24 protein-coding genes are annotated in these 24221 nt (G+C 57.7%); 8 read left to right on the forward strand and 16 right to left on the reverse strand.

Annotated features, from left to right (window positions below):
- The first annotated feature begins 4 nt into the window (after positions 1 to 4).
- The 3 genes from fabG to ACQCLF_RS09635 all read left to right on the forward strand — a co-directional run bounded on the left by fabG (position 5) and on the right by ACQCLF_RS09635 (position 2541).
- A complete protein-coding gene (gene fabG / locus ACQCLF_RS09625; protein WP_426986672.1) occupies positions 5 to 730 on the forward strand; it encodes a 3-oxoacyl-ACP reductase FabG in 726 nt (241 codons plus the stop codon).
- On the forward strand, positions 730 to 1956 hold the full coding sequence (locus tag ACQCLF_RS09630; protein WP_426986674.1) for a beta-ketoacyl-ACP synthase: 1227 nt from the start codon (positions 730 to 732) through the stop codon (positions 1954 to 1956). The genes fabG and ACQCLF_RS09630 overlap by 1 nt, the downstream gene beginning before the upstream one ends.
- Before the next feature lie 132 nt (positions 1957 to 2088).
- Entirely contained in the window at positions 2089 to 2541 is a 453-nt protein-coding gene (locus tag ACQCLF_RS09635; protein ID WP_426986676.1) for an excinuclease ATPase subunit, read from the forward strand.
- A 95-nt stretch (positions 2542 to 2636) separates the two neighbouring features.
- Here ACQCLF_RS09635 and ACQCLF_RS09640 read toward each other — a convergent pair whose 3' ends face one another.
- The 6 genes from ACQCLF_RS09640 to ACQCLF_RS09665 form a co-directional block, all read right to left on the reverse strand.
- Positions 2637 to 3212, reverse strand: a complete 576-nt coding sequence (locus ACQCLF_RS09640; protein ID WP_426986678.1) for a YceI family protein — start codon at positions 3210 to 3212, stop codon at positions 2637 to 2639.
- Positions 3213 to 3295: 83 nt separating this feature from the next.
- A complete protein-coding gene (locus tag ACQCLF_RS09645) occupies positions 3296 to 3865 on the reverse strand; it encodes a cytochrome b (protein WP_426986680.1) in 570 nt (189 codons plus the stop codon).
- A 131-nt stretch (positions 3866 to 3996) separates the two neighbouring features.
- A complete protein-coding gene (locus ACQCLF_RS09650; protein WP_426987067.1) occupies positions 3997 to 4398 on the reverse strand; it encodes an acyl-CoA thioesterase in 402 nt (133 codons plus the stop codon).
- A 69-nt stretch (positions 4399 to 4467) separates the two neighbouring features.
- A complete protein-coding gene (locus tag ACQCLF_RS09655) occupies positions 4468 to 5829 on the reverse strand; it encodes a TRAP transporter large permease (protein ID WP_426987069.1) in 1362 nt (453 codons plus the stop codon).
- Positions 5830 to 5846: 17 nt separating this feature from the next.
- The gene (locus ACQCLF_RS09660; RefSeq protein ID WP_426986682.1) at positions 5847 to 6419 is read right to left on the reverse strand and encodes a TRAP transporter small permease subunit; all 573 of its coding nucleotides are present in this window, start codon (positions 6417 to 6419) and stop codon (positions 5847 to 5849) included.
- A gap of 98 nt (positions 6420 to 6517) precedes the next feature.
- On the reverse strand, positions 6518 to 7798 hold the full coding sequence (locus ACQCLF_RS09665) for a M48 family metalloprotease (RefSeq protein ID WP_426986684.1): 1281 nt from the start codon (positions 7796 to 7798) through the stop codon (positions 6518 to 6520).
- 89 nt (positions 7799 to 7887) lie between these two features.
- Here ACQCLF_RS09665 and ACQCLF_RS09670 point away from each other — a divergent pair, with 89 nt between their 5' ends.
- From ACQCLF_RS09670 to ACQCLF_RS09690, 5 genes are all read left to right on the forward strand, one after another.
- Complete coding sequence (locus tag ACQCLF_RS09670; RefSeq protein ID WP_426986686.1) at positions 7888 to 8373, forward strand: DUF4265 domain-containing protein; 486 nt, start codon at positions 7888 to 7890, stop codon at positions 8371 to 8373.
- Positions 8374 to 8550: 177 nt separating this feature from the next.
- Complete coding sequence (gene yaaA, locus ACQCLF_RS09675; protein WP_426986688.1) at positions 8551 to 9324, forward strand: peroxide stress protein YaaA; 774 nt, start codon at positions 8551 to 8553, stop codon at positions 9322 to 9324.
- Positions 9325 to 9488: 164 nt separating this feature from the next.
- A complete protein-coding gene (locus ACQCLF_RS09680; RefSeq protein ID WP_426986690.1) occupies positions 9489 to 9875 on the forward strand; it encodes a TfoX/Sxy family protein in 387 nt (128 codons plus the stop codon).
- A gap of 148 nt (positions 9876 to 10023) precedes the next feature.
- Complete coding sequence (locus ACQCLF_RS09685; protein WP_426986692.1) at positions 10024 to 10851, forward strand: response regulator; 828 nt, start codon at positions 10024 to 10026, stop codon at positions 10849 to 10851.
- A gap of 62 nt (positions 10852 to 10913) precedes the next feature.
- Complete coding sequence (locus ACQCLF_RS09690; protein ID WP_426986694.1) at positions 10914 to 13391, forward strand: bifunctional diguanylate cyclase/phosphodiesterase; 2478 nt, start codon at positions 10914 to 10916, stop codon at positions 13389 to 13391.
- Between the two features lie 6 nt (positions 13392 to 13397).
- Here ACQCLF_RS09690 and ACQCLF_RS09695 read toward each other — a convergent pair whose 3' ends face one another.
- From ACQCLF_RS09695 to ACQCLF_RS09740, 10 genes are all read right to left on the reverse strand, one after another.
- Positions 13398 to 14240, reverse strand: a complete 843-nt coding sequence (locus tag ACQCLF_RS09695; protein WP_426986696.1) for a CPBP family intramembrane glutamic endopeptidase — start codon at positions 14238 to 14240, stop codon at positions 13398 to 13400.
- 110 nt (positions 14241 to 14350) lie between these two features.
- Positions 14351 to 15487 (reverse strand): GNAT family N-acetyltransferase, encoded by a 1137-nt coding sequence (locus tag ACQCLF_RS09700; RefSeq protein WP_426986698.1) that lies wholly within the window; start codon positions 15485 to 15487, stop codon positions 14351 to 14353.
- Complete coding sequence (locus ACQCLF_RS09705; protein WP_426986700.1) at positions 15477 to 16766, reverse strand: serine hydrolase domain-containing protein; 1290 nt, start codon at positions 16764 to 16766, stop codon at positions 15477 to 15479. The genes ACQCLF_RS09700 and ACQCLF_RS09705 overlap by 11 nt, the downstream gene beginning before the upstream one ends.
- 102 nt (positions 16767 to 16868) lie before the next feature.
- Positions 16869 to 18131, reverse strand: coding sequence for a heme biosynthesis HemY N-terminal domain-containing protein (locus ACQCLF_RS09710; protein ID WP_426986702.1), 1263 nt, complete (start codon positions 18129 to 18131; stop codon positions 16869 to 16871).
- The gene (locus ACQCLF_RS09715) at positions 18128 to 19393 is read right to left on the reverse strand and encodes a uroporphyrinogen-III C-methyltransferase (protein WP_426986704.1); all 1266 of its coding nucleotides are present in this window, start codon (positions 19391 to 19393) and stop codon (positions 18128 to 18130) included. Before ACQCLF_RS09715 ends, ACQCLF_RS09710 begins: the two co-directional genes overlap by 4 nt.
- Positions 19386 to 20228, reverse strand: coding sequence for a uroporphyrinogen-III synthase (locus ACQCLF_RS09720; protein ID WP_426986706.1), 843 nt, complete (start codon positions 20226 to 20228; stop codon positions 19386 to 19388). The genes ACQCLF_RS09715 and ACQCLF_RS09720 overlap by 8 nt, the downstream gene beginning before the upstream one ends.
- Positions 20225 to 21163, reverse strand: coding sequence for a hydroxymethylbilane synthase (hemC, locus tag ACQCLF_RS09725; protein ID WP_426986708.1), 939 nt, complete (start codon positions 21161 to 21163; stop codon positions 20225 to 20227). Before hemC ends, ACQCLF_RS09720 begins: the two co-directional genes overlap by 4 nt.
- Before the next feature lie 118 nt (positions 21164 to 21281).
- Complete coding sequence (locus tag ACQCLF_RS09730) at positions 21282 to 22010, reverse strand: LytR/AlgR family response regulator transcription factor (protein WP_426986710.1); 729 nt, start codon at positions 22008 to 22010, stop codon at positions 21282 to 21284.
- 97 nt (positions 22011 to 22107) lie between these two features.
- Complete coding sequence (locus ACQCLF_RS09735) at positions 22108 to 23037, reverse strand: NgoMIV family type II restriction endonuclease (protein ID WP_426986712.1); 930 nt, start codon at positions 23035 to 23037, stop codon at positions 22108 to 22110.
- A complete protein-coding gene (locus ACQCLF_RS09740) occupies positions 23034 to 24209 on the reverse strand; it encodes a DNA cytosine methyltransferase (RefSeq protein ID WP_426986714.1) in 1176 nt (391 codons plus the stop codon). The genes ACQCLF_RS09735 and ACQCLF_RS09740 overlap by 4 nt, the downstream gene beginning before the upstream one ends.
- Between the last annotated feature and the right edge of the window lie 12 nt (positions 24210 to 24221).

Here is a 24221-nt window from a genome sequence, read left to right on the forward strand (position 1 = left end):
GGAAATGGGATCAAGTGTCCTGGTCACAGGTTCAAGCCGAGGAATTGGAAAAGCCATTGCATTGAGGCTGGCGCGGGAGGGGTATGATGTGGCCGTTCACTGTCGTGGCAATCGGGAGGCAGCTGAAATTGTCGCCAGGGATATTCGGGCCATGGGGCAACGTAGCTGGGTTCTGCAGTTTGATGTCAGTGATCGGGCCGCAGCACACAGTATTCTCACCAGCCACATAGAAAGCGAAGGTGCGTTTTATGGGGTGGTGTGCAGTGCCGGTATTACCCGGGACAATGCCTTTCCCGCCATGACCGGAGAAGATTGGGACAGTGTTATCCACACCAACCTCGACGGCTTCTACAATGTGGTTCAGCCGCTGGTTATGCCCATGGTCAGTGCCCGCCAGGGCGGGCGGGTCGTGGCGCTGTCTTCCGTTGCGGGGCTGGCGGGCAACAGGGGCCAGGTTAATTACAGCGCGACCAAGGCGGGCTTGATCGGTGCGACCAAAGCATTAGCCATTGAACTGGGCAAGCGCGGCATTACCGTCAACTGTGTCGCACCAGGTATCATTGAGACCGACATGATTGAAGGTACGTTTGCTGACGAGGCGAAGAAACTGATTCCCCTGCGCCGGTTTGGACGGGCCGAGGAAGTGGCCGGGATGATAGCCTACCTGTTCAGGGACGAGGCAGGCTATGTGACCCGGCAAGTGATTTCCGTCAACGGTGGGATGCTTTGATGCGTAGAGTTGTCATTACAGGAATCGGTGCGGTCAGCGCACTCGGCAACGAGTGGAGCAGTGTTGAAGCGGCATTGAGAGCCGGACGTAACCGGGTGCGGCGAATTGATGAGTGGGATTCGGTAGACGGCCTGAATACCCGCCTGGGTGCTCCGGTGACCGACTTCGAGGTACCGGAGTACTATCCACGGAAAAAGCTGCGCAGTATGGGACGGGTATCGACCATGGCGGTAAGCGCCAGCGAGCGAGCCCTGGAGCAGGCCGGGTTGCTGGAGCATCCGAGTTTGACCAATGGCTCGACGGGAGTGTCCTATGGTTCCTGTATGGGTACCCCCCATGATGTCTTGCCGCTGGCGCGTGTGCTGACCGACAACACCACTTTGGGACTCACCGGGTCGACGTATCTGCGATCAATGACTCATACCGCAACCGTCAATATCGGTCTGTTCTTCAATATAACCGGGCGTATGGTGACCACCACCTCGGCGTGCACCTCCGGTAGCCAGGGGCTTGGTTATGCCTATGAGGCGATCAAGTATGGTATGCAGGATGCTATGGTCGCGGGGGGTGCCGAAGAGTTCTGTGTAACGCCGGTTGCCGTGTTCGATACGTTGTTTGCCACGAGCACTGCCAACGATAATCCCGAGAGTACGCCAAAACCATTTGACCGGGATCGGGATGGCCTGGTACTGGGCGAAGGTGCCTGCAGTTTCGTGTTGGAAGAGCTTGAACATGCGCGCGAGCGAGGGGCAGTCATTCTTGGCGAGATCGTCGGGTTTGGGACCAACTCGGACGGTACTCACGTTACAGAGCCGAATGCCAATACCATGGCGCTGGCTATGACCGGAGCGCTTCGGGACGCCGGTGTGCACCCGGACCAGATTGGGTACGTCAATGCGCACGGTACGGCCACGGCCAAAGGTGATGTGGCAGAAACCCGGGCTACCGAAAAAGTCCTGGGCCGGGGGAAACCTGTCAGTTCTCTCAAAAGCTATATTGGCCATACGCTCGGAGCCTGCGGTGCCCTGGAAGCCTGGATGACTCTGGAGATGATGCGAACCGGGTGGTTCGCACCTACCATCAACCTGGACAATGTCGATCCTGATTGCGGAAAACTGGACTATATTACCGGAGCGGGCCGAACGCTGGATTGTGATTATGTCATGACCAACAACTTTGCCTTTGGGGGTATTAATACCTCCCTGGTTCTAAAACGTTGGAATTAAAGGAAGCATCGACCCGCAGCGTACAGGCTGCTTGATGCATGTATTACCCTGGCCGCCTGTGAACGGAAGGTGCGGCCCGGATAATTTGTCAGGCGTTGTAGTAAATTTTCCATCCACAAAGGAATCAATAAGATGAAGAAACTGCACTTTGCTTTACCGGTGAAAACGATACTGTTGGTTGTCCTGGGTTTATTGACTGCGGTTGGGGCCCAGGCGCGGGATGATAAGTATATGCTTCCAATCGAGGATGTACTGACCGAGTATGAAGATCGCCTGGATAGCAACATCTCCCTGTATTTCGGCGAACAGGCACACTCGCCCGTTACGAAAAAACACGGTGAGTTCCCCACCAACAAAAAGACCAACGCTTTTGGTAAATCCGATGAAAAAGCGTGTCGTTGGGTTATGCTGTCTGCGCTGCTTGCTTTACAAGAACGCGCCAAACTTGAGGGCGGGAATGCGGTCGTTAATATTCGCAGTTACTACAAGAAAAATATTGTGAGTAGCGAGAGCGACTATGAATGTCATGCAGGCGCTATTATGGCGGGTGTAGCCCTGATCGGCGAAGTCGTTACGCTGGATTGAGTTGAGAATACCCTGTTCCGGTAGACTTATCGCAACAGGGTTAACGAAATAGGGCGCCATACCACAGCGCCCTATTTCGGGAAAGCTCGCAGTGTTTATTGCCGCACACCTTCCACATGCAAATCCAGGTACACCTTCTCAGAAGCCGGACCCAGGTTGTAGTCGATGCCGAAGTCTTTCAGACGCAGCTCAGTCTCGCCTTTGAAACCGACACGGTAGCCACCCCAGGGGTCTTCACCTTCGCCGACTTTTTCCACTTCGATGGTAATTTCGCGGGTGACACCGTGCAGGGTCAGGTCACCCACCACATCAAAGTCTTTGCCATCGTCGTCGATGTCGGTGATACGCTTGCTGACAAACGTGGCTTCGCCGAACTTGGACGTATTCAGGAAGTCATCGCTGCGCAGGTGCTTGTCGCGCTCGGCGTGATTGCTGTCCACACTGCTGGTGTCGATGGTGACGTTGATCTTGCTGGCAGCTACATCATCGGTGTCGTAGCTGAAAGAGCCTTCAAAATCGTTGAAGCGACCGACCAGCCAGCTGTACCCCAAATGTTGAATCTTGAAGTTGATGGAGGCGTGGGCGCCTTCGCTATCGATTTTGTAGTCGGCGGCCATGGCAGGAACGGCCATCAGGCTGCCCAGGGTCAGTGCAAAAAGGGTCTTTTTCATGGTTTAGCTCCTTAAACGTTGGAGAGGCGAAACAGCGTTATCATCAGTGTATACACAAAATCGTTGCGACAAAGTGACCGGCGTCACCGGTTGTCGGTTTCCGGTGGACCTGGTCGCAGCATACGCTTTAACGTGCGGTCGCGGATCACACCGTGATGCCAGAAAGCCGCACCCGCATGCGCCGCCGCCAATACGATAATGGCCCAACCCGCCAGGCGGTGAATATCGCCTGCCAGATCCACACCATCGGCGCCGAGCTGCCAGGTGGAGGGAATACTGAACCACTCGAACACCCACGCCGGATCCCCTTTCGCGGTGTGGATCAGGTAACCGGTGGCAATCATCAGAAAAATCAGTGCGTACAGGGCATATTTCATGGTACTGGCCGCGAAGCGCACCAGAGTACCGTGATTGGGCAAGGCGCGGGGGTTGCCGCGCTGGGCAATCCGCCACAGGACCCTTAGTGCCATCAGTCCGCCAAACAGAAGACCGATGCTGACGTGCAGTCGGGGGAGTTCGTGGTAGCCCTTGTCGTAGTAGGTCAGATCCACCATATAAATTCCCAGGCCGAACAGCCCAATGACGGTAATTGCACTGATCCAGTGCAAGCTAATCGTCACCCAGCCGTAGCGGGAGTGGTCGTCAGAGAGCATGATAAATTCCTTGAGCGAATACCCGGTGGCTTATCCTGTATGGGCCAAAAATTAGCAGAATTGTGTAAAGGAGGGCGTTAAGATTTGTTAGCCCGGCTCAGCGGGTGAGCCGGGTGAATCCGGGGTTGCTGTCAGCGTTGAGCGGTGGGAACCGGGCGGGTACGACCATTGTCGTCAATGGCGACATACACGAACTCGCCCTCGGTGACCTTGGTGGTCTCTTTTTGCCCGCAGTCTCTGATCCAGACTTCGATCAGGATGCGGATGGACGTCCGGCCCACATCCAGCGTGCTGGCATAAACACTGACGGTGGCGCCCACGGGGACGGGTCGCAAAAACACCATGCTGCCCACGGCCACCGTGGTGACCCGGCCTTTGGCAATCTCCTGGGCGTGAATAGCGCCGCCGAGATCCATCTGGGTCATCAGCCAGCCACCGAAAATGTCACCATACGGGTTCGTGTCCGTCGGCATGGATAATGTCTGCAGCGTCAGCTCCCCGTGCGGGGTGGGGTCATCATCGATGCCTTGCATGGCCATCAGGGCGTTACCTCTTATTTACAACGGGTTATTTAAAACGGGTTCTTTAAAACAGGTCGGAATTTACAGCTGGCTCGGCAGCCAGGTGGCCAACGGTGGCCACAGAGCGAGCATACAGAGTACCAGTAATTGGATCACAATAAAGGGGATCACGCCACGATAGATAGCGCCGGTGGGTACGCTTGGGGGTGTGACACCGCGCAGATAGAAAAGTGCGAAGCCAAATGGCGGCGTCAGAAACGAGGTTTGCAGATTAATGGCGATCATAATGCCCAGCCATATCGGGTCCAGCCCCATCGCCAGCAGCACGGGACCGACGATCGGGACGACCACGAAGGTGATCTCAATGAAATCCAGAATGAAACCCAGCAAAAAGATCACCAGCATGACAATCAGCATAGCGGTGAAAACACCGCCGGGCAGCTGGTGAAAAAAGCCTTCCACCAGTTCCTCGCCGCCAAAACCCCGAAAGACCAGGGAAAAGAGAGAGGCCCCGATCAGGATGGTAAAAATCATCGCGCTGGTGAGGGTGGTCGCCCGCCCGACCTCTTTCAGCCGCTGCCAGTCCAGACGGCCCTTGGCCCAGGCTAAGAGCGCGGCACCTAGCGCCCCGACGCCAGCCGCTTCGGTGGGTGTGGCAACGCCGAGCAAAATGGAGCCAAGTACCAACACAATGAGCGCGGAAATGGGCAACAGGCTTAACCACAGACGCCAAGTGGAGAGTGGGCCGGGCTCGCGGTCTACCGGCGCGTAGGACGGCCGCCATCGCGCCACCGCCAGCATATACATCAAGTACAGGCCCACGAGCAGCAAACCGGGTACCAGCGCCCCCATAAACAAGTCGCCCACCGACAGCGTATCCGGGCTGTGTACACCCTGGGAAAGCTGTGCCCGCTGATAGGCGTTGGACAGGACATCCCCCAGCAATACCAGCGCAATGGATGGGGGAATAATTTGCCCCAGCGTTCCGGTGGCGCACAGCGTCCCGGTGGCCAGCGAGGGGTGGTAACCCTGGCGCAGCATGCTCGGCAGGGAAATCAAACCCATGGTAACGACGGTTGCCCCCACAATTCCCGTGCTGGCCGCCAGTAACGCACCGACGATGATCACGGAGATCCCCAGCCCGCCGGGCAAGCCGCGACAGGCCCGGCTCATATTGCCCAACAGTTCTTCGGCCAGCCGCGACTTTTCCAGCAGGGTGCCCATAAATACGAACAGAGGCACCGCCACCAGTGTGTAATTGGCCATAATGCCGTAGATGCGGCTGGGGAAGGTGCGCAGCAAGTTGGGTTCGAACACGCCGGTGACAATACCCAGGCCAGCGGCAATCAGCGCAATACCCGCCAGAGTAAAAGCCACGGGATAGCCCAGCATCAGCACCAGGCAAACAGCGGCGAACATGAGCAGCGGTACAATGTTCAGTATCACGATCGGGTCCAATATCACAACCGGTCCTCCGGAGAGGTCACTCGGTAGCCCATCAGCGCGAGTAAATGGCGCAGCGTCTCGGCCAGCACCTGAACCAGCAGGCTCAGCGCAAACGCCGGAATAAGGGTCTTGAGCAGATACACCCAGGCGAGGCCCCCGGCATCGGCAGACTGTTCGCGAATGCGCCAGGCGCTCAGCACGAAATCCTTACTGATCCAGCCCGTGAAAACGGCCAGCGGCAGCAGGAACACCAGCCCGCCCAGGGCATCGACCCAGTGTCGGCCGACCGGCGAAAAACGACGATAGAAGATATCCACACGCACATGGTGTTGGTGCTTGAGGGCGTAACCCGCGCCCAGTAAAAAAAGCGCGGCGTGCATGTAAGTGACCGATTCCTGCAGCGCTACCGAACCCTGGCCCAGGGCGTAACGCAGCACCACGACAGCGCAGGTGGCCAACACCATTAAGGGAGCGAGCCAGGAGGTGCACCGCCCGGTTATTTCGGTCACGGCTTCCAGGCCGCGAATCAGAAAATGCACCGGTCGGGGAGGCAACGGCGATTCAGAGCAAGAGGGTTTGTCAGACATTTATAATTATCAGGCGGTGCTCAATGAGTGCGCCGCAGTATACCGAAAACTGGGGCGTCTGTAGACGCCCCCAACCGATCTCGACCGTTCGCAGCCCCTTAGCTGGCTCCCAACTGACTTAACTTGGCCTGAGCGGCCTGTCCCAGCTCGCCGCCACCGGAAGCCGCTTCCTGATAGTAGCTTACCGCCGCGCTGCGATCACCGCGCTGCTGGGCCAGTTCTCCCAGATGGTAGCTCGCCAGCTGTGTGGGTAACAGGTTGCGGCTGGCCTCAAGATCAGCGCGTGCTTTCTCGGCGTCACCTTCCTGCTTGTGCAACAGGCCCCGATACACCAGCGGGCGGAAGAATTCCGGATTGGCGGAGATCGACCGGTTAAACGCCGTGATCGCCTGATCCGGTTTCTTCTGCTGCATCAATAACTGCCCTTTCAGTTCCCAGAACAGATTTTCCTTCGGCTGCTGATCAATGGCTTGTTGCACCAGGGTCAGGGCGCGGTCATAGTCTTTGTCAGAGGCCGCTTTTTGCGCCTCCTGATACTTCTCATAAGCGGGCTGGTCTTTACGAAGTTGGCGCATAGCCCGATCAAACGCCGCTTTGTTACGCACGCCGCCGCTGTATTGCCGGGCCAGCTCGCGGTTGGCCTCCACCCGAGCCTGTGACGGCGGGTGACTGGCGAACAGCCCATCTACCCAACCGCTTTCGCGCCCTTCGGAGAGGCGGACAAACGTCTCCTGCAGCTCCACGGCGGCCTGCGGGTCGTAGCCCGCCTCGGCCATGTACTGGATGCCGTAGTGATCCGACTCCAGTTCGTGGCTGCGGCTGTATTTGGCCTGCCAGGCCATGGCGCCCACGCCCACAGCGCCGACGGCCAGCCCGGCGTAATCGGAGTCAGACTGAGATGCGGCCAGCCCCGCGGCCAGCACACCGGCCTGAAGAATCATATTTCGGGTTTGCTGAGAAGCGCCATGCCGGGCTGCGGCGTGCACAATCTCGTGTCCGAGCACGGCCGCCATTTGCGCTTCGTCTTCCAATTCCACCAGCAGGCCACGATTGATCGCCATCTTGCCACCGGGCAGCGCCCAGGCATTGGGAACACCGCTGTTCAATACCACGATCTCATAAGGCAGGCCGGGTCGGTCACTCACCGCCGCCAGCTTTTGCGTGACCTCGCTCACATAAAGGCCCAGTTCCGGGTCCACGACATAACGTCCGCCCTGCGACTGCTGGCTGGGTTGGTAATTTTCGGCGCCTACCGCCAGTTCCTGTTCCGGCGACATGAACGAGAGCTGACGCTCGCCCGTGACGGGGTTGACCGAACAAGCCCCCAACCCCAGCGTCAGGCTGACGCAGGCCAGCGCTCCCAGGCAACGTTTGATCATGACGGTTCTCCTTTCAGTGAATGGCCTCCGCAAGGGAGAGTGAAGCTTCATGTGTATAATGGTAGCCCTTTATAAACAGGGGGAGAAGCATGAAAAAAGCGTTGCGCACCGTTGAACTGTTCGCGGGCACACGGCCCGATGGCCAACCCATCGTCGAGCAACTCCCCGTCCGCGAACTGGACAGCGGTGAATTGCAATTGGTTCGCTCCCCCGCCTTCGCGCAAGGTCTGGCCAGCGGCGATCGAATCCGCCTGCACCCCGACACCCGCGACCTTGAACTGGTCCAGCGCAGCGGCAATCTCAGTATACGTGTATTCACCAAAGGCGAGATGACCCCCCTCGCCGATGCCCTCGTGCCAGCGTTGGAAAAACTCGGCGGCGAACTCGACCTGCACAACGACCGCATGCTGGTGTTCACCATCCACGCCAGCTGTGGCTTCGACACCATCGAAAACATTATGAACCAGACCCTGGGTCAGAATCCGGACAGCGCCTGGACCTACGGCAACGTCTACGACCCAAGAGATGGCACCACCCCCCTGAACTGGTGGCAGGACCTACTAAAGCCGGAATGACCTCAAGGAGGTTCTCTGGAAGGGTGACACCGGTTCGAGACCGTCGTCGGCAGGACGCCGACGCAGAGCTACAGGGAAGTATTCATGCGTGTCCGAACCGGTGTCACCCTTCCAGAGAACCGGATTTGCTACAGCGCTGCCCGCCACAAAACCGAGACGATTGAAAGAGCCTGACCTATGTTGATGCTGATCTCCCCCGCCAAAACCCTGGACTTCGACACCCCTCCGGTCACCGAAAAAGCCAGCCAGCCGGACTTCCTCGACCAGTCCCGCGAACTGCTCACCGTTCTGCGCGATCTCGCCCCCCAGGACCTATCCGCCCTGATGGGCATCAGCGACAAACTCGGCCAGCTTAACTACGACCGCTTCCAGCAGTGGCACACCCCGTTCACCCCAGATAACGCCAAGCAAGCCGCGCTCGCGTTCAAAGGGGATGTCTACACGGGCCTGGAGGCCGAACAGTTCAACGCCAAAGACTTTGATTTCGCCCAAAAGCACCTGCGCATTCTCTCCGGGCTGTACGGCATCTTGCGCCCTCTCGACCTTATCCAGCCCTATCGGCTGGAAATGGGGACCAAACTGACCAACCCGAGAGGTGACAACCTCTATCAGTTCTGGGGTGAACGCCTTACCCATGCCCTCAATAGCGAACTGGCCGACATGAAAAACCCAGTCGTGATCAACCTGGCATCGAATGAATACTTTAAATCGGTGCAGCCGAAAGGATTACAGGCCCCCTTGATTACCCCCGTCTTCAAGGACTGGAAAAACGGTCAGTACAAAATTATCAGCTTCTACGCCAAAAAAGCCCGGGGGTTGATGGCCGCTTACGCGATTCGCCATCGCCTTCAGCGCGCTGAGGATCTCAAAGCGTTTGATAGTGACGGCTATGTTTACAACTCGACGCTATCGTCGGACAAACAATGGGTATTTACCCGCAATAACGCATAAAAAGCGTTTGTGAAACAACTAAACAGTCTTAGCCGCCACTTTCATACCGCGCTATGGCGCGTAAAATTAAGGGCTTGGATAACATCGTCTTCCCTGCCTTTGGCGTGCCTGGCTGTACCGTCGCATCGCCGATTTTTGGCTCCCTAATTCAAAGGAAATGTGACTTGTCGGTCAGTTACCAGGCACTCAACCGGGTTTTGCACCACCTCTCGCAGGTGGCCCCGGTCCGATATCGCCGGATTTTTTCCGGCGTGGGTCTGTATCATGAAGAGTATTTGTTCGGAGTGATGACCGGCCACCGCCTCTATTTTCGGGTGGATGACATTTCGCGGACTCCCTATATCGAGCGATGCATGCCGGCGCTGCACCCCCCTTCGGCGTTTTCCAACAGTAGCCATTTTTATCAATTGCCGGATGCGGTGCTCGAGTCACCGGGTGAGCTTCGCTATTGGATGCGCGCCGCCGTCGAGGCGACCCAGGGCTCTGATCAGGGCGTCACCGCGGGTGTTTTGACCGAGGCTCCCCTGCAATTTCTCTTCTCTGCCGGCTAAATTGTGCGTTAAGTGCCTGGAGCCGGTGCCCAAAACGATCAATTTCGTCTACTCTTAGGGTTTGAGTCTTTCGTTGTTTTTGGTGCCAGGTCTTCCCTGACCCGCGCCAATGGGGCATGAAAGCGAAAAATCGGTCAGAGAGAGGCGCATGACAATTCGAATTCTGGTGGTGGATGACGCCAGCTTTATCCGTGACATGGTCAAAAAACAACTGAGGGAACGCCTGCCGGGCGTCGAAGTGATTGAAGCCGTGGACGGGAATCGCGCGCTGGCCGCCCTGCGGCAGAAAACCGTGGACTTGATCCTGTCGGATTGGGAAATGCCCAACATGGGTGGCGAAGAGCTGTTGCAGGAAGTGCGTGAACAGGAAAAAGCCACCGATGGCGAGACCCGCGTGCCGTTCGTGATGGTGACGAGCCGGGGGGACCGCAAATTCGTGGTTCAGGCGGTGGAGTCTGGCGTTGATGATTATCTGGCCAAGCCCTTTTCCGCTGAAGAGCTTTGGCGCAAAGTGCGCAAACAGCTTGAGCGTACCGGCAAGCTGAGTAAAAACCACTCGGCGGCCAGCCAGCACCCGGCGGCACAAGGGTTTGCCGCCCACTCGGTGAGTGTGCTTACCGGTGGACGTCCGTCAACGAAGGCGGACAAAAGCAGTGGGCGCTCTTTCAAAGGAAAGGCGCAGCTGCGCCTCGATAACCGGGGGCAATCGGTTCGTTGCGTGGTGCGTGAACTGGGAGCCGAACGTCTCGTGGGGCTGATCCAGCGCACCGATACCCTTCCACAACTGTTTGATTCGGTGGTCGTCGACCTTGAGTCCCAGCAAGCGGAAGCGCCTCCGCAACTGAACGGCTATATTCATAGTGTACAGGCTGCGGAACTGAACCCAAGCACGCAGGTGATTCGTCTGGTAGTATGCTTCGTTGACCAAGACGCCAATAAGCAGGCAGAGTTGACCCGGTTTCTCAATGCACAATAACCGGTTTGAGGGCTCCGCTCTGGAAGCGTTAATGGATAAAACAATACGCAACGAGTTGATGTATGTTTTGGCGGTTTGAGCCTCATCCTCCCGATACAATGCCCATTATGGCCCATCATTTGTGGGGCCTGATCGTGCTCGCTGCCTTGCTGGCTGTTCTGGCGGCCTCAACCCTGCTGCCGGTGTTGGAACGCTATCGCTCTGCCCGCTCTCACGCCAGTGCTTCGGGCTGGGTGGTAGCCGGTTCGGTCGCGATGGGCTGCGGAGTCTGGGCGATGCACTTCACTGCAATGCTGGCCCACCAACTACCCGTACCCGTCAGCTATTCTCCGGGGCTGACCCTGCTGTCCATTTTGCCGGTCACGCTGGGCGCGGCCGGTATGCTGATTTGCCTGCGGTTGCGGCGTCCCCGCTCCCACCAGCTGTTATTAGCGGCGCTCTCTTTGGGCGGCGGTGTGGGCGCGATGCACTATCTGGGTATGGAAGCGATTATCGCCTCAGTGGGCATGACCTACGATCCCTGGCTCTTTGGTTTGTCCATTATTGTGGCGGTCGGGGTGGCCTGGCTTGGTTTGTTCAGTAATCTTTACCTGGTACGGCACAGCCACCGCTGGTTGGCCTACGTCGTCGGGTCAGTCGTGCTTGGGCTGTCGGTAACGGCCATGCACTACGTGGCTATGTCGGCCACTAGCTTCTACCCTGGCGGTGATGTGCATTTTGAGGGAATGCGCATGGATTATCAGGTGGTCTGTATACTGGTGGCGGCGGCGGTCATTATCATTGTCACCCTGCTGTTTCTCGCCGTCATGGTGGACCGGCGCTTCAGCCTGATCAGCGCGTCGCTCAGCAGCAGTGAAATGCGCTTCGAGCTGTTGGCTGAAACCAGTGAGAGCGGCATTTTTACGTGTGACCAGTCATTCGACTACATCAATCCCGCCATGAGCACCATCACGGGCTACAGTGAAGGCGAGCTGTACCAGATGCCGGTGGTGGATCTGTTCGGTTTCGATCCGTCGCTGGAACTGAGCAGCGGCCACTCCGGCGAACACTTTTATCGAGAAACCTTTATTGCGACCAAAGACGGGGATCACCGCTGGCTGTATGTGACGCTGGGGCGGCTGCATGGTACCGCGAGCGGTCGGTATCTGGGCAGTGCGTTTGACATTACAGAGCGCAAACAAATGGAACAGGAGTTGCGCTATCTGGCCTTTAACGATCCGCTGACGGACCTTCCCAACCGCAAGTTCTTTATGAATCGTCTGAACGCCCTCTTGCGGGAGGCCGAGCGTGCGGATGTGTCGAATACCACTCAGTTGCCGGCGGCTTTCGCCGTGATGTTTGTGGATGTTAATCGTTTTAAACTGATCAATGATAATTTCGGAATGAGCAAAGGGGATCAACTGCTCAAGGTGATTGCCCGTCGCATCAAATCCGCCCTGCCCCGCGCGGTGCTGGTCTCCCGGGTAGGGGGCGATGAGTTTGCGCTTCTGTTCGAGGGATTAAGCCTGTCCGAGAACACCATTGAGCAGGAAGGTGAACGTCTCCACCAGGCGTTTAGTCAGCCGTTCCGGTTGGGTGAACAGGAATTTTTCCTCTCGCTGAGTGTGGGCATCGCCCATTACCACTTGCGCCACACCGACGCCGAGCAGCTGTATCGGGATGCCACGCTCGCCAAGGATGTGGCCAAACGGGATGGTCAGGGCCGCAGTTGCGTATTTGATGGCGGCATGTACCGCGATGCCCAGCGCCGGCTGGGAATGGAAAGTGATCTGCGCCAGGCGCTACGGGATGAATCCTTCGAGTTACTGTACCAGCCCATCGTGGCGTTGCCTGGTGGCGAGCTGCGGGGCTTTGAGGCATTGATTCGCTGGCGCCAGCCGGATGGGTCACTGATTTTCCCCGGTGATTTTATTGCGCTGGCGGAGGAAACCGGCCTGATCAACCCTCTGGGCGACTGGGTATTGCAGGAAGCCTGTCGGCAAATCGGTGCCTGGCAGGCGCTCGGTGGCGACAATTTTTACGTCAGCGTCAATCTGTCCAGTATTCAGTTTTTCCAGACCGGTCTGATAGAAACCGTGCGCAATGCCATGAGCCGCCACGGTGTTCGCGCCGGCCAGCTCAAACTGGAGTTGACCGAAGGCATACTGGTGGATGACAACCCGCAAGTGATTGAGCGCATGCGGCAACTGCGCAGCATGGGCTGTGGCATCATGGTGGATGACTTTGGCACTGGCTACTCGTCACTGAGTTACTTGCAGCGCTTTCCTCTGGACGTGCTGAAAATCGATCAGAGTTTTACCGCCAAGATGGGCGATAGCACCGGCTTACACCTGGTGCGTGCGATTATCTCCATGGCGCATGCGCTGGAGCTGGGGGTGATTGCCGAAGGCATTGAACACGAATCAGTGGTGGCCCAGCTGGCCGAGCTGGGGTGCGGGTTGGGCCAGGGTTATTATTTTGCCCGACCACTGTCCGTTGCCCAGGCAGAGGAGAGATTCCGGGAAAAGCCGATCAATCGCTCTCAGGGGGCGCTGTTTTAAGGGGCGTCATAAGGGCCACCAGACAGCAGGAAGCTGGCCCTTTTGAATTAACGCCGCGGTGTCCATGCTCAGCGCTACCCCGGCATGCACCAGCACCCCTCCCCAGATGGAGCGCGAGCGCAACGCCAGCACGCCCAGGAAAAGCCCGAATAAAATAGCGCCAGTGGCTTCCAGCCACAGTTTTGGGAAATGGATCATCAGGTAGGGAACACACATTACCCAAATGGCGTTGGCCCCCAGCGCTGGCCGCAGCGCGCGCAGCATGTATCCGCGAAAGAAAAATTCCAGCACGACAAACTGCGTCATGTAAAGCAGCTCCCAGGCCAGAAAGTCGGCCCAGCTGCGTCCCGCATGCGTGTAGAACGGGTAGTGATTGACGAAGTCCTCACCCTGGCTCACGATTACCACAAAGACGAGAATAGGGCTGAGCAGTAACAGATAGCCTCGCCAGTGCTGGCTTGTCTCGTTCCAGCGCCAACCAAAATCCGCCAGCGATTCCCTACGCCAAAAACACCGTATGACCGTCCAGGGAATGAGTAAAAAGCAGACAATATGCCAGCCCGTCCACCAGGCGTAGCCAATCAAATGTCGCCACTCGGACTGCTGTATTGCGCGGGTGTAGCTATCGCTGGCCTTCCCCTGCCACTGAGCCAGCATTTGCAGCAACTCGTAGAGTAAATAGGAGTTCTTGGCGTAGTGCAGGATCAGCAGGCACACGCTGACGCTGGCCAGTGTGACGAACACACGGCGCAGGGCCGCAGGACGATCCAGGGTGTAGGACTCCGGTGCCCGATCAATGTCGTCGAGGGCTTGTAACAGGCGACCGGGATGGAGAAGGGAGCGGGTCATGGTATGTCCAGGGCAGTCGAAGTCGTTGTGGCGAGTCGTGTCGACAAGAGGCGCCCTATTTAACCCGATTTATTGGCGTGGTGCGACCCTTGGAATATCGGCACCCGATGCTAGTCGTCCTGTCGATAGGGCAAGTGGGCTCGCGCGTCTTCGCGATAGGCCAGAATGTCCACTCGTTCGCGGTCGACGAAATGCTGTACCGCTTTCTGAAACGCGGGCTCGGCGAGCCAGTGAAAGGAGTGCGTCAATTGTGGCTCGAAACCCCGGGCGAGTTTGTGCTCGCCCTGGGCGCCACCATCGAAGTGTGTCAGCCCCCGCTCGATGGCGAAATCCAGACCCTGGTAGTAGCAGGTTTCAAAGTGCAGGAATTCGAATTCGGCACGACAGCCCCAGTAGCGACCATAGAGAGTGGTTTGATCGTACAGAAACAGAGCGGCGGCGATGACGTTACCGTTCAGCCGCGCCTGAACCATCAGGGTCTGCTCGGGCAATTGTTCGCCCAGTGCTCGGAAAAAATCACTCGTGAGATAGCCGCCGTGCCCGCTGCGCTTGAGGTAGGTTAACTGGTAGAGGCCGTAGAACAGGGTCCAGTCGTCCTCGGTGATGTCGTGCCCGGTTTTGTGCGTGAAACGAAAACCCTGCTCGCTGACCTGGCGACGTTCCTTGCGCAACGTTTTACGTTTGCGTGAATTCAACTGCGCCAGAAAATGGTCGAAATCCCGGTAGCCCCGGTTATGCCAGTGGAACTGGCAGCCCAGGCGCTCCGTAACGCCGCAATCGCGCAACGCGTCGCTCTGTCCGGCATCGGGAAACAGCCCGTGCCAACCCGAGGCTCCTGAAGTTTCGGTTTCGTTAGTCAATGCCGCCACTAGCTCGGGCATCAATTCCGACGCTTTGCCCGCAGCTAGCAGGCGCGGCCCCGTGCAGGGGGTGAACGGAATAGCGCACAGCAGCTTTGGGTAATAGGCCAGCCCGTGCTCCTCGTAAGCCTGGGCCCAACCCCAGTCGAATACATATTCACCGTAAGAGTGCTGTTTGCGGTACACCGGTGCAGCGCCACAGAGGGTTCCCGCCGCGTCGCGCAGCAATAGGTGATGAGGCTGCCAGCCGCGATCCACGCCCACACTGCCGCTGTCTTCCAGAGCGGCCAGAAAACAGTGGCGGGTGAAGGGGTAGTCACTCGTGCTCAGGGCATCCCATTCGTTGGCGGATACACGGTGGATACTGTCGACAAACTCAGGAGTCATGCTTGAGGGTCATTGGGGGCGAATGTGGCAAATGCCTTGCTTTCTGCAACAGGTACGGGGCTTCGACCTCGCGGTAGTATTCAGTATAGAGCTCCAGAAAACGGTAGACCACTTCGCGCGCATAGCGATTTTCAGAGTTGGAGAGGAAAACCAACCCCAGCTGCAACTTCCGGTTGAATAGCACTTCTGTGCGGGTGCCCTGCACCCAGCCGCCGTGATGGACGAAGTGGCGATGCTCGCCAAAATCGAACATTCGCCAGCCCAGTCCATAATAAATATTGCTGAGCTCGGGGTGCGCCCGGTAGTGGGCCTGGCGGTAACTCGTAGCGACCTGAGGGCCTTGAATCGTATCGAGCACATCTTCGCTTAATACGTCTGGATAGCGTCCCAGTTGAGCCTGAACCCACCGCGCCATATCAGTGATGCTCGCGTTCGCCCCGGCAGCCGGTGCCACGTGATAATAATTGGAAGAGGGGTTCACCGGAGCCCATTGCCCTCGTCGCCGGATATGGGGTGTGGCGTGATTGGGGTTGTCCATGAATGCCTGCAGGCCAAAGGAGGCATCGTTCATGCCCAGCGGCTGGAACAGGCGGCGTTCGGTGAAGGTTTCATACGACTCTCCCGTGGCGGCCATCACCATATCACCCACCAGGCTGAAGGCGACATTCTGATAGCTGTAGCAGGAGGAGGGCGGGCAGATGAAGTTCACTTCGTTGAGTCGCTCAATCACCGTATCGTAAGGGATATTGGCTTCGATCAGATTGGTGTAGGCCTGGGGCATCAGACCTGTGGTGTGGGACAGAATATTGGTGAGCGTAATCTGCTGGCCGTACTCCGGGTTCTTCAGATCAAGGGACAGATAATCGGTCAGCGGTGTGTTCCAGGTGAACCAGCCATCGTGCACCGCCGCACCAGCTGCCGTACCAGCGATGGTTTTGGAAACCGATGCGAGCCGGAAAATGGTATGGCGGTCGATCGCTGTGGGTTCACCGCGAGTGCGCACCCCGTAGCCCTCCAGCAGCTCAATCTGGCCGTTGACAATAATGGCCAGAGCGGCGCCGGGGATTTCCGGCATGATGTGTTCGACGACGTATTGCTCGGTGGCCTGCACAAAATCGACCGGGCGATGCGCCATGTCACCGGCTTCGGTGGACGCATGGGCGAACTGAGCCCACATAGTGCAGAAGCAGAGCGTCCACAGCGTCCAGGCAATGACGCGCGACCCGTGCGGTTTTTGAGCAACGTGCGGGGCAAGGGCCTGAGGACGGGGTACAACCATGGTAAACGCGAAGTCCGGCTTGTTCTATTTCGAGGGTGGCGGCGTCCGTGGGTTCGTGCCAGGGACGGCCCGACGAGACCCTTCCTTGGTGTGTTTTTTGCGTTAATGGTTCCCCGGTGCGTGCCGCTCCTGTTCCCGAGGCTGGGGCAAATCCGGCAGTCGGTCGGTGGTGAGCAACAGGCCCTGTTGATAGTATTCCGTACTCTGTTTGTGCTCTCCTAAATGCGCCAGCAGGCGCGCCAGTTCGGCGCAGGTTTCGGGGTTTTGCTGCAACTTCAGGCTGTGTTGAAAGTACTCCCGCGCTTTGCCCCACAGCTGATTGCGCAGGCTCAGGCGGCCCAGGGTCAGCATCAGCATGGCATCGGCGGGTCGTTTTTTCAGCCAGCTTTCGGCCGCGATGAGTTGTTGCTGGGTATCGCTGGTCCGAAGGATGCCGTACAGCCTGACCAGCTCCGCCGACCACTGTTTCTCCAGGGTTTTTTGAATCAGAAGACCGGCGTCATCGTGAAGTTGGTTGGCCTCCAGCTGGCGCGCGTACAAAACGGCGGTTTCCGGCTGCTTGCGCAGATGGCTGGGCACTTCTTTCCAAGTTTGCGACAGGATGTCCCGGGCGCGTTCGCGCGATAGCTGACCGGCGCGCTGGCCGGCCTGCTCCAGCAGCGCGCGGTGCAGCTGCCCGGCCAGCTCATCCAGGGCGCTCTCGCTCAGGTTGCCATAGGCACGCAAGCTGGGCATCAGTGCTTTGAGCGCGTCCCAGTCTTGCAAGGCAATGTACACCTGTCGCAACAGGTCCAGCACCACAGGGTGCTGAGGGGCTTTGCGTTTGACCCGCTCCAGCGTGGCCAGACATTGCTCATAGCGACGACTCATCAGCTGCATACGGGCCTGGGTGAGGGCCACGGCCAGTTCATTCTGCGGGCTGCTTTGTTCGGCCTTGTGCAGTAGCTCCAGAGCCGTGTTGTTGTCCCCCTGCTCATAGGCGCAACGGGCTGCGGCCAGATAATTGATCAGCGGTGTTCCGGATTTTGGCGCCGAGCGCACCAGCTTGCGCTGGGACTGTTTCCAGTTGCCTTCGATAAACGCCACCAGGCCACTGGCCGTGCGGCGCTGAGCGCGGGCACTGGTGCCCGAAAAGAGCTGCCGGGAAACGCGGCGGCCCGCTCGCACCCCGCCGCGCAATAACCGGGTGACCAGCCAGAGAATGCCGAGCGTACCGAACAGTAACAGCACGGCCATCCAGAAACTCATTTCCACACTGGTGTTGCCCAGCGCGATCAATACATAGCCGCTGTCGGCCTGAATGGCGCTCAATGTCAGCGCACCGAGCAACATCGCGATAAAGAGGATAATCAGCGTCCGCTTCATGCGTCAGACTCCTCGTCGTTTTCCGGCGAGGATTGCCCGTCGCCTTCCGGCGAAGATTGAAAGCGCGGTGACAACCGGTTGCGTTCTTCGCTGTAGCCTTCTATCTGATTGAGCGCTTCGTCCAGATCGGGCAGTTCGGGCGCGATGTCCAGGGCGGCCAGCGCCCGTAAGTCGTTCAGGGCGGACTCGGCCTGGGGGTTCAGCGCGTAGTGCGTTTCCAGCCAGTTGATGGCGTTGTTCAGGCTGCGCTGGTAGAGGTCGGTCTGTTCACGCAGCAGGGCCGCCTGTGCCTGGGAAATCAGCAGTTGCAGCTGTTGGCGAACAATAAACTGCTCCCGGGGGTCCGCCAGTGCCTGGATCGACTCGTTGTGGCGACGGATGCGGATGTGGTTGCTCAACCGCTGAACCAGTTGCCCGAAGCTGCGTTTCACCGTTTGCCACACGCCCTGCCCCGTCGACTGTGCCGCTCCAGTGTCGGTTGTAGGGTCGCTCTCTGCCAAGAACATGGGTTCCACCATGGGCAGTTCCGGCAGTTGTTCGCCCAGAGCCTGTAACCGTAAATAAATGCCCTCGCGGTCTACCTGGTCGGCGAGTTTCAGTGCTTGAATGTCGCTGGCCAGAGTGCGGCGCACGGGAAGCAGGTCGCTTTGGCCGAGTTCCCGCAGGATATTGTCGGCGGTTTCGGCAAGCGCCAGTGCATTGCGGCTGTCTCTCTCCAGCACCAGGCGCTGGTTGGCCAGGCGCAACAGATACTCGGCCTCGGCCAGCTTCCAGTCATCGCGGTCGGTACTGGCAATCCGGCTCAGGCGTTGCTCCAGGCGATCCATGCGCTGCTCGACGCCGCTGACCATGGCTTGCTGTTGTTGCCGCGCTTGTTGGGTATCGCGGCTCAGTTGCTGCCGCAAGGAATCGGGCAATTGATTTAACGTGCCGGACTGCTGGCGCAGCTGGCGTGTCTGCTCGCTCATCCGTTCTTCGAGCGATTGCAATTGCTGGCGTTGCTGCGTCATGTCTTCCCAGACCCACCAGGCACCGTAACCAGCAGCGATGGGTAAGCCGATAATCATCAGAACCAGCAGCCACAGCGCCAATCGGCCCCAGGATCGATTGGGTTTGGCGCCGCGACGGTGGGCGCCAGGCTTTGCGCCGGTTTGTGTCCCTGTCTTCTGGGAGTCGGCCCCTTTTTGAGAAGCACCCAATGGGTTCGGTTGAGCCTCGGTGTTCGACGTAGTCGGGCTGTTGGGAGTGTCGTTGTCAGTCACGGGTTTGGATTCCGTTGGTCTGGAAAAGGGCCGGATCGAGGCGTGCCTGCGAGAGGGCGGCGCGCATACCGGAGTCAGTGGCGTTTACCGCCACAATCAGGCGAGTATAGCCGAGTGCACGAGCCTGGTCGGCTACCCGTTCGCCGGGTACCAGCAGCGGTGCCTGTGCCAGCCGCTGGCGAGCGGAACTGTGCGCAGGCAGCTGCTGCCACGTGTGGTGATAATTGTCCAGAGTCTCACCGCTGTGTAAAGCCACGATCAATGGCTCTTTCGTCGCTTTGCCCACAGCCGCTTGCAGTGCATCGCGGGCATCGGCGGGAAGGCGGCGTTCATACAGCTCGCAAAACTCTACCTGGGCTCCGCGCTGGCGCAGGGTCTCTGCCATCAGGCCACGACCGCCCACGCCGCGAAAAATCACAATGCGCTGTTCGTTGACCTGATGCAACTCCGGCGCGTCGAGCAGCGCTTCACTGTTCATGGCGCCCTCGGATTGCAGCGCGGTTACCGCCACACCTTGCGCCGCCAACGCCTGCGCCGTGCGTTCGCCCACGCCAAAGTATTCTACGCCCATGGGCAGTTGCGGCCAGTAGCGATCCAGCCAGTCAAAGGCGTGAGCCACCGCATTCTGGCTGACGAAAATGGCCTTTTGGTAGCGATCAAATTCCAGAATGGAAGCTTTGATGGCGTTCATTCCGTCGGTACCGTCCACTGGGTGGAGCGTCATCATGGGGGCGATCAACGGATGTGCGCCCTCGTCAGCCAGCCGCCGAGCCCAGCGGCTGGCGGCGGGTTCGGGCCGGGTAATGACGATCTGCAGGCCGGAGAGTGCACTCACCGCGAGACATCTCTTCCGTAAACCTCGGCGAGCACACGATCAGCACCGGCGGCCAGTAGTCGCTCCGCAAGGGTGATACCCATGGTCTCTCCTTCGGCCACCGGACCGCGAATTTCGTCGTACAGCATGGTTTTGCCATCGGGTGAGCCTACCAGTCCGCGCAGCCACAAACCCTCTTCGCTGGGTAGGGCGTAACAGGCAATGGGCACCTGACAGCCGCCTTCCAGGCGACGGTTCATCGCCCGCTCGGCGAGCACCAGTTCAGCCGTGGCCGAGTCGTGGAGCGGCGCAATCAGGTCCACGATGCGTTGATCGGTGGTGCGACACTCAATGCCCACCGCGCCCTGCCCGCCGGCGGGCAAGGATTGCTCGGGCGCGATGCGGCTGCGAATTCGATCTTCCAGTTCCAGGCGCACCAGCCCGGCGGTGGCCAGGACAATGGCGTCGTACTCGCCATCGTCGAGCTTGCGCAGCCGGGTCTGCACATTGCCGCGCAGGAACTTCACTTCCAGATCGGGCCGAGCGGACAGAATCTGGCACTGACGACGCAGACTGGAGGTGCCCACGACCGCTCCGGTTGGCATGTCGCTCAATTCGGCGTAATGGTTGGAGACAAACGCATCGCGAGGGTCTTCTCGCGGACAGATCACCGGCAGGCCGAGCCCTTCGGGAAATTCCATGGGGACGTCTTTCATGGAATGCACGGCGATATCGGCCTCGTTATTGAGCAGTGCGTTTTCCAGCTCTTTGACGAACAGCCCCTTGCCGCCGACTTTGGCCAGCGGTACATCCAGAATCTTGTCGCCACGGCTGGTTAACGGCACCAGCTCTACGTGCAGACCGGGGTGGTGCCGCTCGAGTTCCGCCTTGACGTATTCAGCCTGCCAAAGGGCCAGCAGGGATTTGCGGGTAGCAATGCGCAGGGTCTCGGACATAATTCATCCCGTAGCCATGTAGTCAATACATGTAGTGAAGCGGTAAACCCTTGATGATAACAGACCGGGGGCTGGGAGGTGGGAGCTGGGAGGTGGCAGGCACCTCCGGGCCTGTGACTTACAGTCGGTGCAGCAGCGCTTTAAGGGTGGCCGCGTGACGGCGACTCACCGGAGGGCGATGGCTGGTGTCCTCCAGGCGCACTTCGTACTGGCCCTCGCTGTTGCGTTCCATGGCCTGAATATGGGGAATAGAGACCAGCGCGCTGCGGTGGGTGCGTAAAAAGCGATCACTGAACGCCTCTTCCAACTCCTTGAGGGTATCGTCCAGCAGGTGTTCGCCTCCCGTGTGATAAACGGTCACGTATTTCTGGTCTGCCAAAAAATAGCGAATATCGTCGAGCGGAATCAGCGTGACGCCGCGTGGCGTTTTGGCGCTGATGTGTTGCCGCCCCTGGCTGGTCGTCGCCGATGATGTGCGCTTTTGCAGCTTGTTTGGCGTCCGGGCTTTGTTTAGCACCGTTTCGAGCTGCTCCGCACGCACCGGTTTCAGCAGATAGCCCACCGCATGGGTGGCGAAGGCATCCAGAGCATATTCGTCGTAGGCGGTGCAGAAAATCACGGCGGGCGGGTCGTCCATCTGGCTAATGGTCTGGGCCGCACTCACGCCATCGTTGCCGGGCATGCGCACATCCAGCAACACCACGTCGGGGTCGAAGCGTTCGATGGCGGTCAGGGCGTCGTCGGCACTGTCGGCCTCGGCGATCACGCGGGTATCGTCCAGTTGGGCCACCATGCGGGTCAAGCGCTCGCGGGCCAGCGGTTCGTCATCGACGATCAATACGTCCATGGATTACTCCGTGGGATAAGCAGCGAACAGGATAAACCTACTGCTATGGATCGACAAGTGATTATAAACGGTAAGCCCAGTGCTCCGGGAGAGCTTCCTAAACTGCCAAATCTAGAGGTAAATCACTAATATCCTTTAGCCTGTGGCCGTCAATCATTATGTTCAGGCTTTGTAACGCATCCTCGTAGTCATCATTAGACTTCAACACTTGGATGAGCTCGTATAACGCAAAGTGGTACACGCAGTCGATATCACCAGTACCTAATGCAAGTGAGCCCAAACGGCTCGGAGTAGGTTCGGTAGTGACAGCTACTATATGTGGTGAGCGGCCTTTTCGATTTCTGATTAAGTTTAATGCTTCGGTGCGAGTGTTTTGGGCACGGTCAGAGCGCATCGTAAATTTGCAAGAAATGCTGGCATGGAGGAATGGCTTTATGTCTGCTTCAGGGTGGTTTTCCTGCCGTAACATTGCTCTTTTGGCTGAGTTGCTGTCCACTAAGTAGGAGTGTTGATTAATGCAGGCATCCGGTTCAGGAAATCTCGCAATTACAAGATCTGGTGCAATGGTATATCCGTTGCCAAGAAAGGTCGCTAGGTCATCGTATCTTTCAGCTAGTTTTTTTAAGTCATGAAGGTGTGCATATTGAGCGAACCGAGCGATTATGGATTCGTTTCTAGTGTTAACTTTCTCAACCAGCCATCGCCCTGGACGCAAGTGAGATAGCTCGAGGAAGCTATCTCTGACAAAGTTGCAGCATATATCTTCGAACTCATTTCCCAACCGCTGCCCGTCTTGCTTCTTAGGAATTTTGGGAGCGAGAGTGTTAACATTCTTTGCAATTTTTTCAGCTAAAAGCTGAGAGATAGTTGCACTGAAAGTTTGGCCGCTGTCTCCGTTGCTTGCAATAAAGCCGAATTTTGACTTGGAGCTGCTGCTTAGCGTTAACACCTGCCTCTCGAAAAGCTCACGGTGAAAGTTTGCTCGCAGTGTTGTAATAAAGGACGTTTCTGTCTCGCAGGGTGTCATGCGGCCTCTTTTTTGCCAGCTTTCGTGGCTTTTTTTGACAAAGATGATCTGTATTCTTCGATTACTTTTTTTATCCGCTCTCCTAGTTTCTCAGCGACAGGGGGAGGGAAGGCATTACCAACCTGCCGATAAGCGTGTGTCTTTGTGCCCGAAAACTCCCAATAATCTGGGAACCCTTGGATTCGAGCAACCATTCTTACGGTAAGCAAAGGGAGGTGTTCAAAGCCAGGGCGTACTTCGCCCGTGCGCAGTAAAACACCTTCAAAAGTACGCTCTGGTATTTCGTGGTCTGCACCCACCCTGTGAGCGTTCACTCCCAAACTGTGCCATTTGTGTTTTGCTCGTGTTGGTCCTAAATCCGGTCCACCGTGCTTATGAGAGCCTCCAACTACAGTTGGTGCAATATCGTTGGCTCGATTACGCCACTTGATCGCTCCTTTCCAGCCTTTAGACGACATTAAATCAAATAGTGTTTCTCCCACAGTGGGCGGTGGCTCACTTGAAGGTTTGGGCCATTCAAAATGTTTTAAAAGACCCTTGCGGAAAGCTATGAGAATGGCTCTAGGACGCAATTGAGGAACGCCAAAATCCGAGGCTTGTATAAGCCGCCACTCACCTTCGTACCCCAAGGCAAGCAATTTGGCGATAATGGAATCCCGGTAGCTTTTAAATTTCGTTTCAAGTAATCCAGGAACGTTTTCCAAGAGGATGGCAGTAGGTCTTACACGCTCGACCACCTCAAGAGCCGCAGGAAAGAGGTCTCTTTCATCATTGTTTCCGAGTTGCTTACCCGCTTTGGAGAACGGCGGGCAAGGTACACCGCCAGCAACTAGATCTACAGAGTTCCTATAGCGATGCGCCTCGGTTGAGGCAAATTTTCGGAGATCTTGTTCTAATATTGGTCCCCAACCGAGCTGAAGGGCGTCATTGTTTTTGCGCAGAGTAGCGCACGCATGGGGATCTAGTTCCACTAAGGCGGTGTGAGTCGCTCCTGCCAAGTGTAAACCTATTGCTTGGCCCCCGGCGCCGGCGCATAATTCAATGGTTCGCATGGTGGTATTGGGTGGTGTCCTGGCTGGAGGCCGACTTTGGATTGAGTAAAAAGAACCTAGGCTACCCAGCTCAAAGTTCTTCAACGGCAAATCAAGCTGATGTTGGAGTTTAGTGCTCATTCTTAGTCCAGT

Source organism: Marinimicrobium sp. ARAG 43.8, from assembly GCF_050113635.1.
Classification (GTDB): domain Bacteria; phylum Pseudomonadota; class Gammaproteobacteria; order Pseudomonadales; family Cellvibrionaceae; genus Marinimicrobium.

Bases quoted from the DNA above. Each gene is read 5' to 3' on its own strand.
- ACQCLF_RS09735 (WP_426986712.1), bottom strand. From the start codon at position 23,037: ATGACACCCTGCGAGACAGAAACGTCCTTTATTACAACACTGCGAGCA.
- ACQCLF_RS09660 (WP_426986682.1), bottom strand. From the start codon at position 6,419: ATGTCTGACAAACCCTCTTGCTCTGAATCGCCGTTGCCTCCCCGACCG.
- ACQCLF_RS09690 (WP_426986694.1), top strand. From the start codon at position 10,914: ATGTTTTGGCGGTTTGAGCCTCATCCTCCCGATACAATGCCCATTATG.
- ACQCLF_RS09650 (WP_426987067.1), bottom strand. From the start codon at position 4,398: ATGCAAGGCATCGATGATGACCCCACCCCGCACGGGGAGCTGACGCTG.
- ACQCLF_RS09665 (WP_426986684.1), bottom strand. From the start codon at position 7,798: ATGATCAAACGTTGCCTGGGAGCGCTGGCCTGCGTCAGCCTGACGCTG.
- ACQCLF_RS09645 (WP_426986680.1), bottom strand. From the start codon at position 3,865: ATGCTCTCTGACGACCACTCCCGCTACGGCTGGGTGACGATTAGCTTG.
- ACQCLF_RS09670 (WP_426986686.1), top strand. From the start codon at position 7,888: ATGAAAAAAGCGTTGCGCACCGTTGAACTGTTCGCGGGCACACGGCCC.
- ACQCLF_RS09710 (WP_426986702.1), bottom strand. From the start codon at position 18,131: ATGAAGCGGACGCTGATTATCCTCTTTATCGCGATGTTGCTCGGTGCG.
- ACQCLF_RS09730 (WP_426986710.1), bottom strand. From the start codon at position 22,010: ATGGACGTATTGATCGTCGATGACGAACCGCTGGCCCGCGAGCGCTTG.
- ACQCLF_RS09700 (WP_426986698.1), bottom strand. From the start codon at position 15,487: ATGACTCCTGAGTTTGTCGACAGTATCCACCGTGTATCCGCCAACGAA.
- ACQCLF_RS09705 (WP_426986700.1), bottom strand. From the start codon at position 16,766: ATGGTTGTACCCCGTCCTCAGGCCCTTGCCCCGCACGTTGCTCAAAAA.
- fabG (WP_426986672.1), top strand. From the start codon at position 5: ATGGGATCAAGTGTCCTGGTCACAGGTTCAAGCCGAGGAATTGGAAAA.
- ACQCLF_RS09740 (WP_426986714.1), bottom strand. From the start codon at position 24,209: ATGAGCACTAAACTCCAACATCAGCTTGATTTGCCGTTGAAGAACTTT.
- ACQCLF_RS09640 (WP_426986678.1), bottom strand. From the start codon at position 3,212: ATGAAAAAGACCCTTTTTGCACTGACCCTGGGCAGCCTGATGGCCGTT.
- hemC (WP_426986708.1), bottom strand. From the start codon at position 21,163: ATGTCCGAGACCCTGCGCATTGCTACCCGCAAATCCCTGCTGGCCCTT.
- yaaA (WP_426986688.1), top strand. From the start codon at position 8,551: ATGTTGATGCTGATCTCCCCCGCCAAAACCCTGGACTTCGACACCCCT.
- ACQCLF_RS09635 (WP_426986676.1), top strand. From the start codon at position 2,089: ATGAAGAAACTGCACTTTGCTTTACCGGTGAAAACGATACTGTTGGTT.
- ACQCLF_RS09685 (WP_426986692.1), top strand. From the start codon at position 10,024: ATGACAATTCGAATTCTGGTGGTGGATGACGCCAGCTTTATCCGTGAC.
- ACQCLF_RS09695 (WP_426986696.1), bottom strand. From the start codon at position 14,240: ATGACCCGCTCCCTTCTCCATCCCGGTCGCCTGTTACAAGCCCTCGAC.
- ACQCLF_RS09630 (WP_426986674.1), top strand. From the start codon at position 730: ATGCGTAGAGTTGTCATTACAGGAATCGGTGCGGTCAGCGCACTCGGC.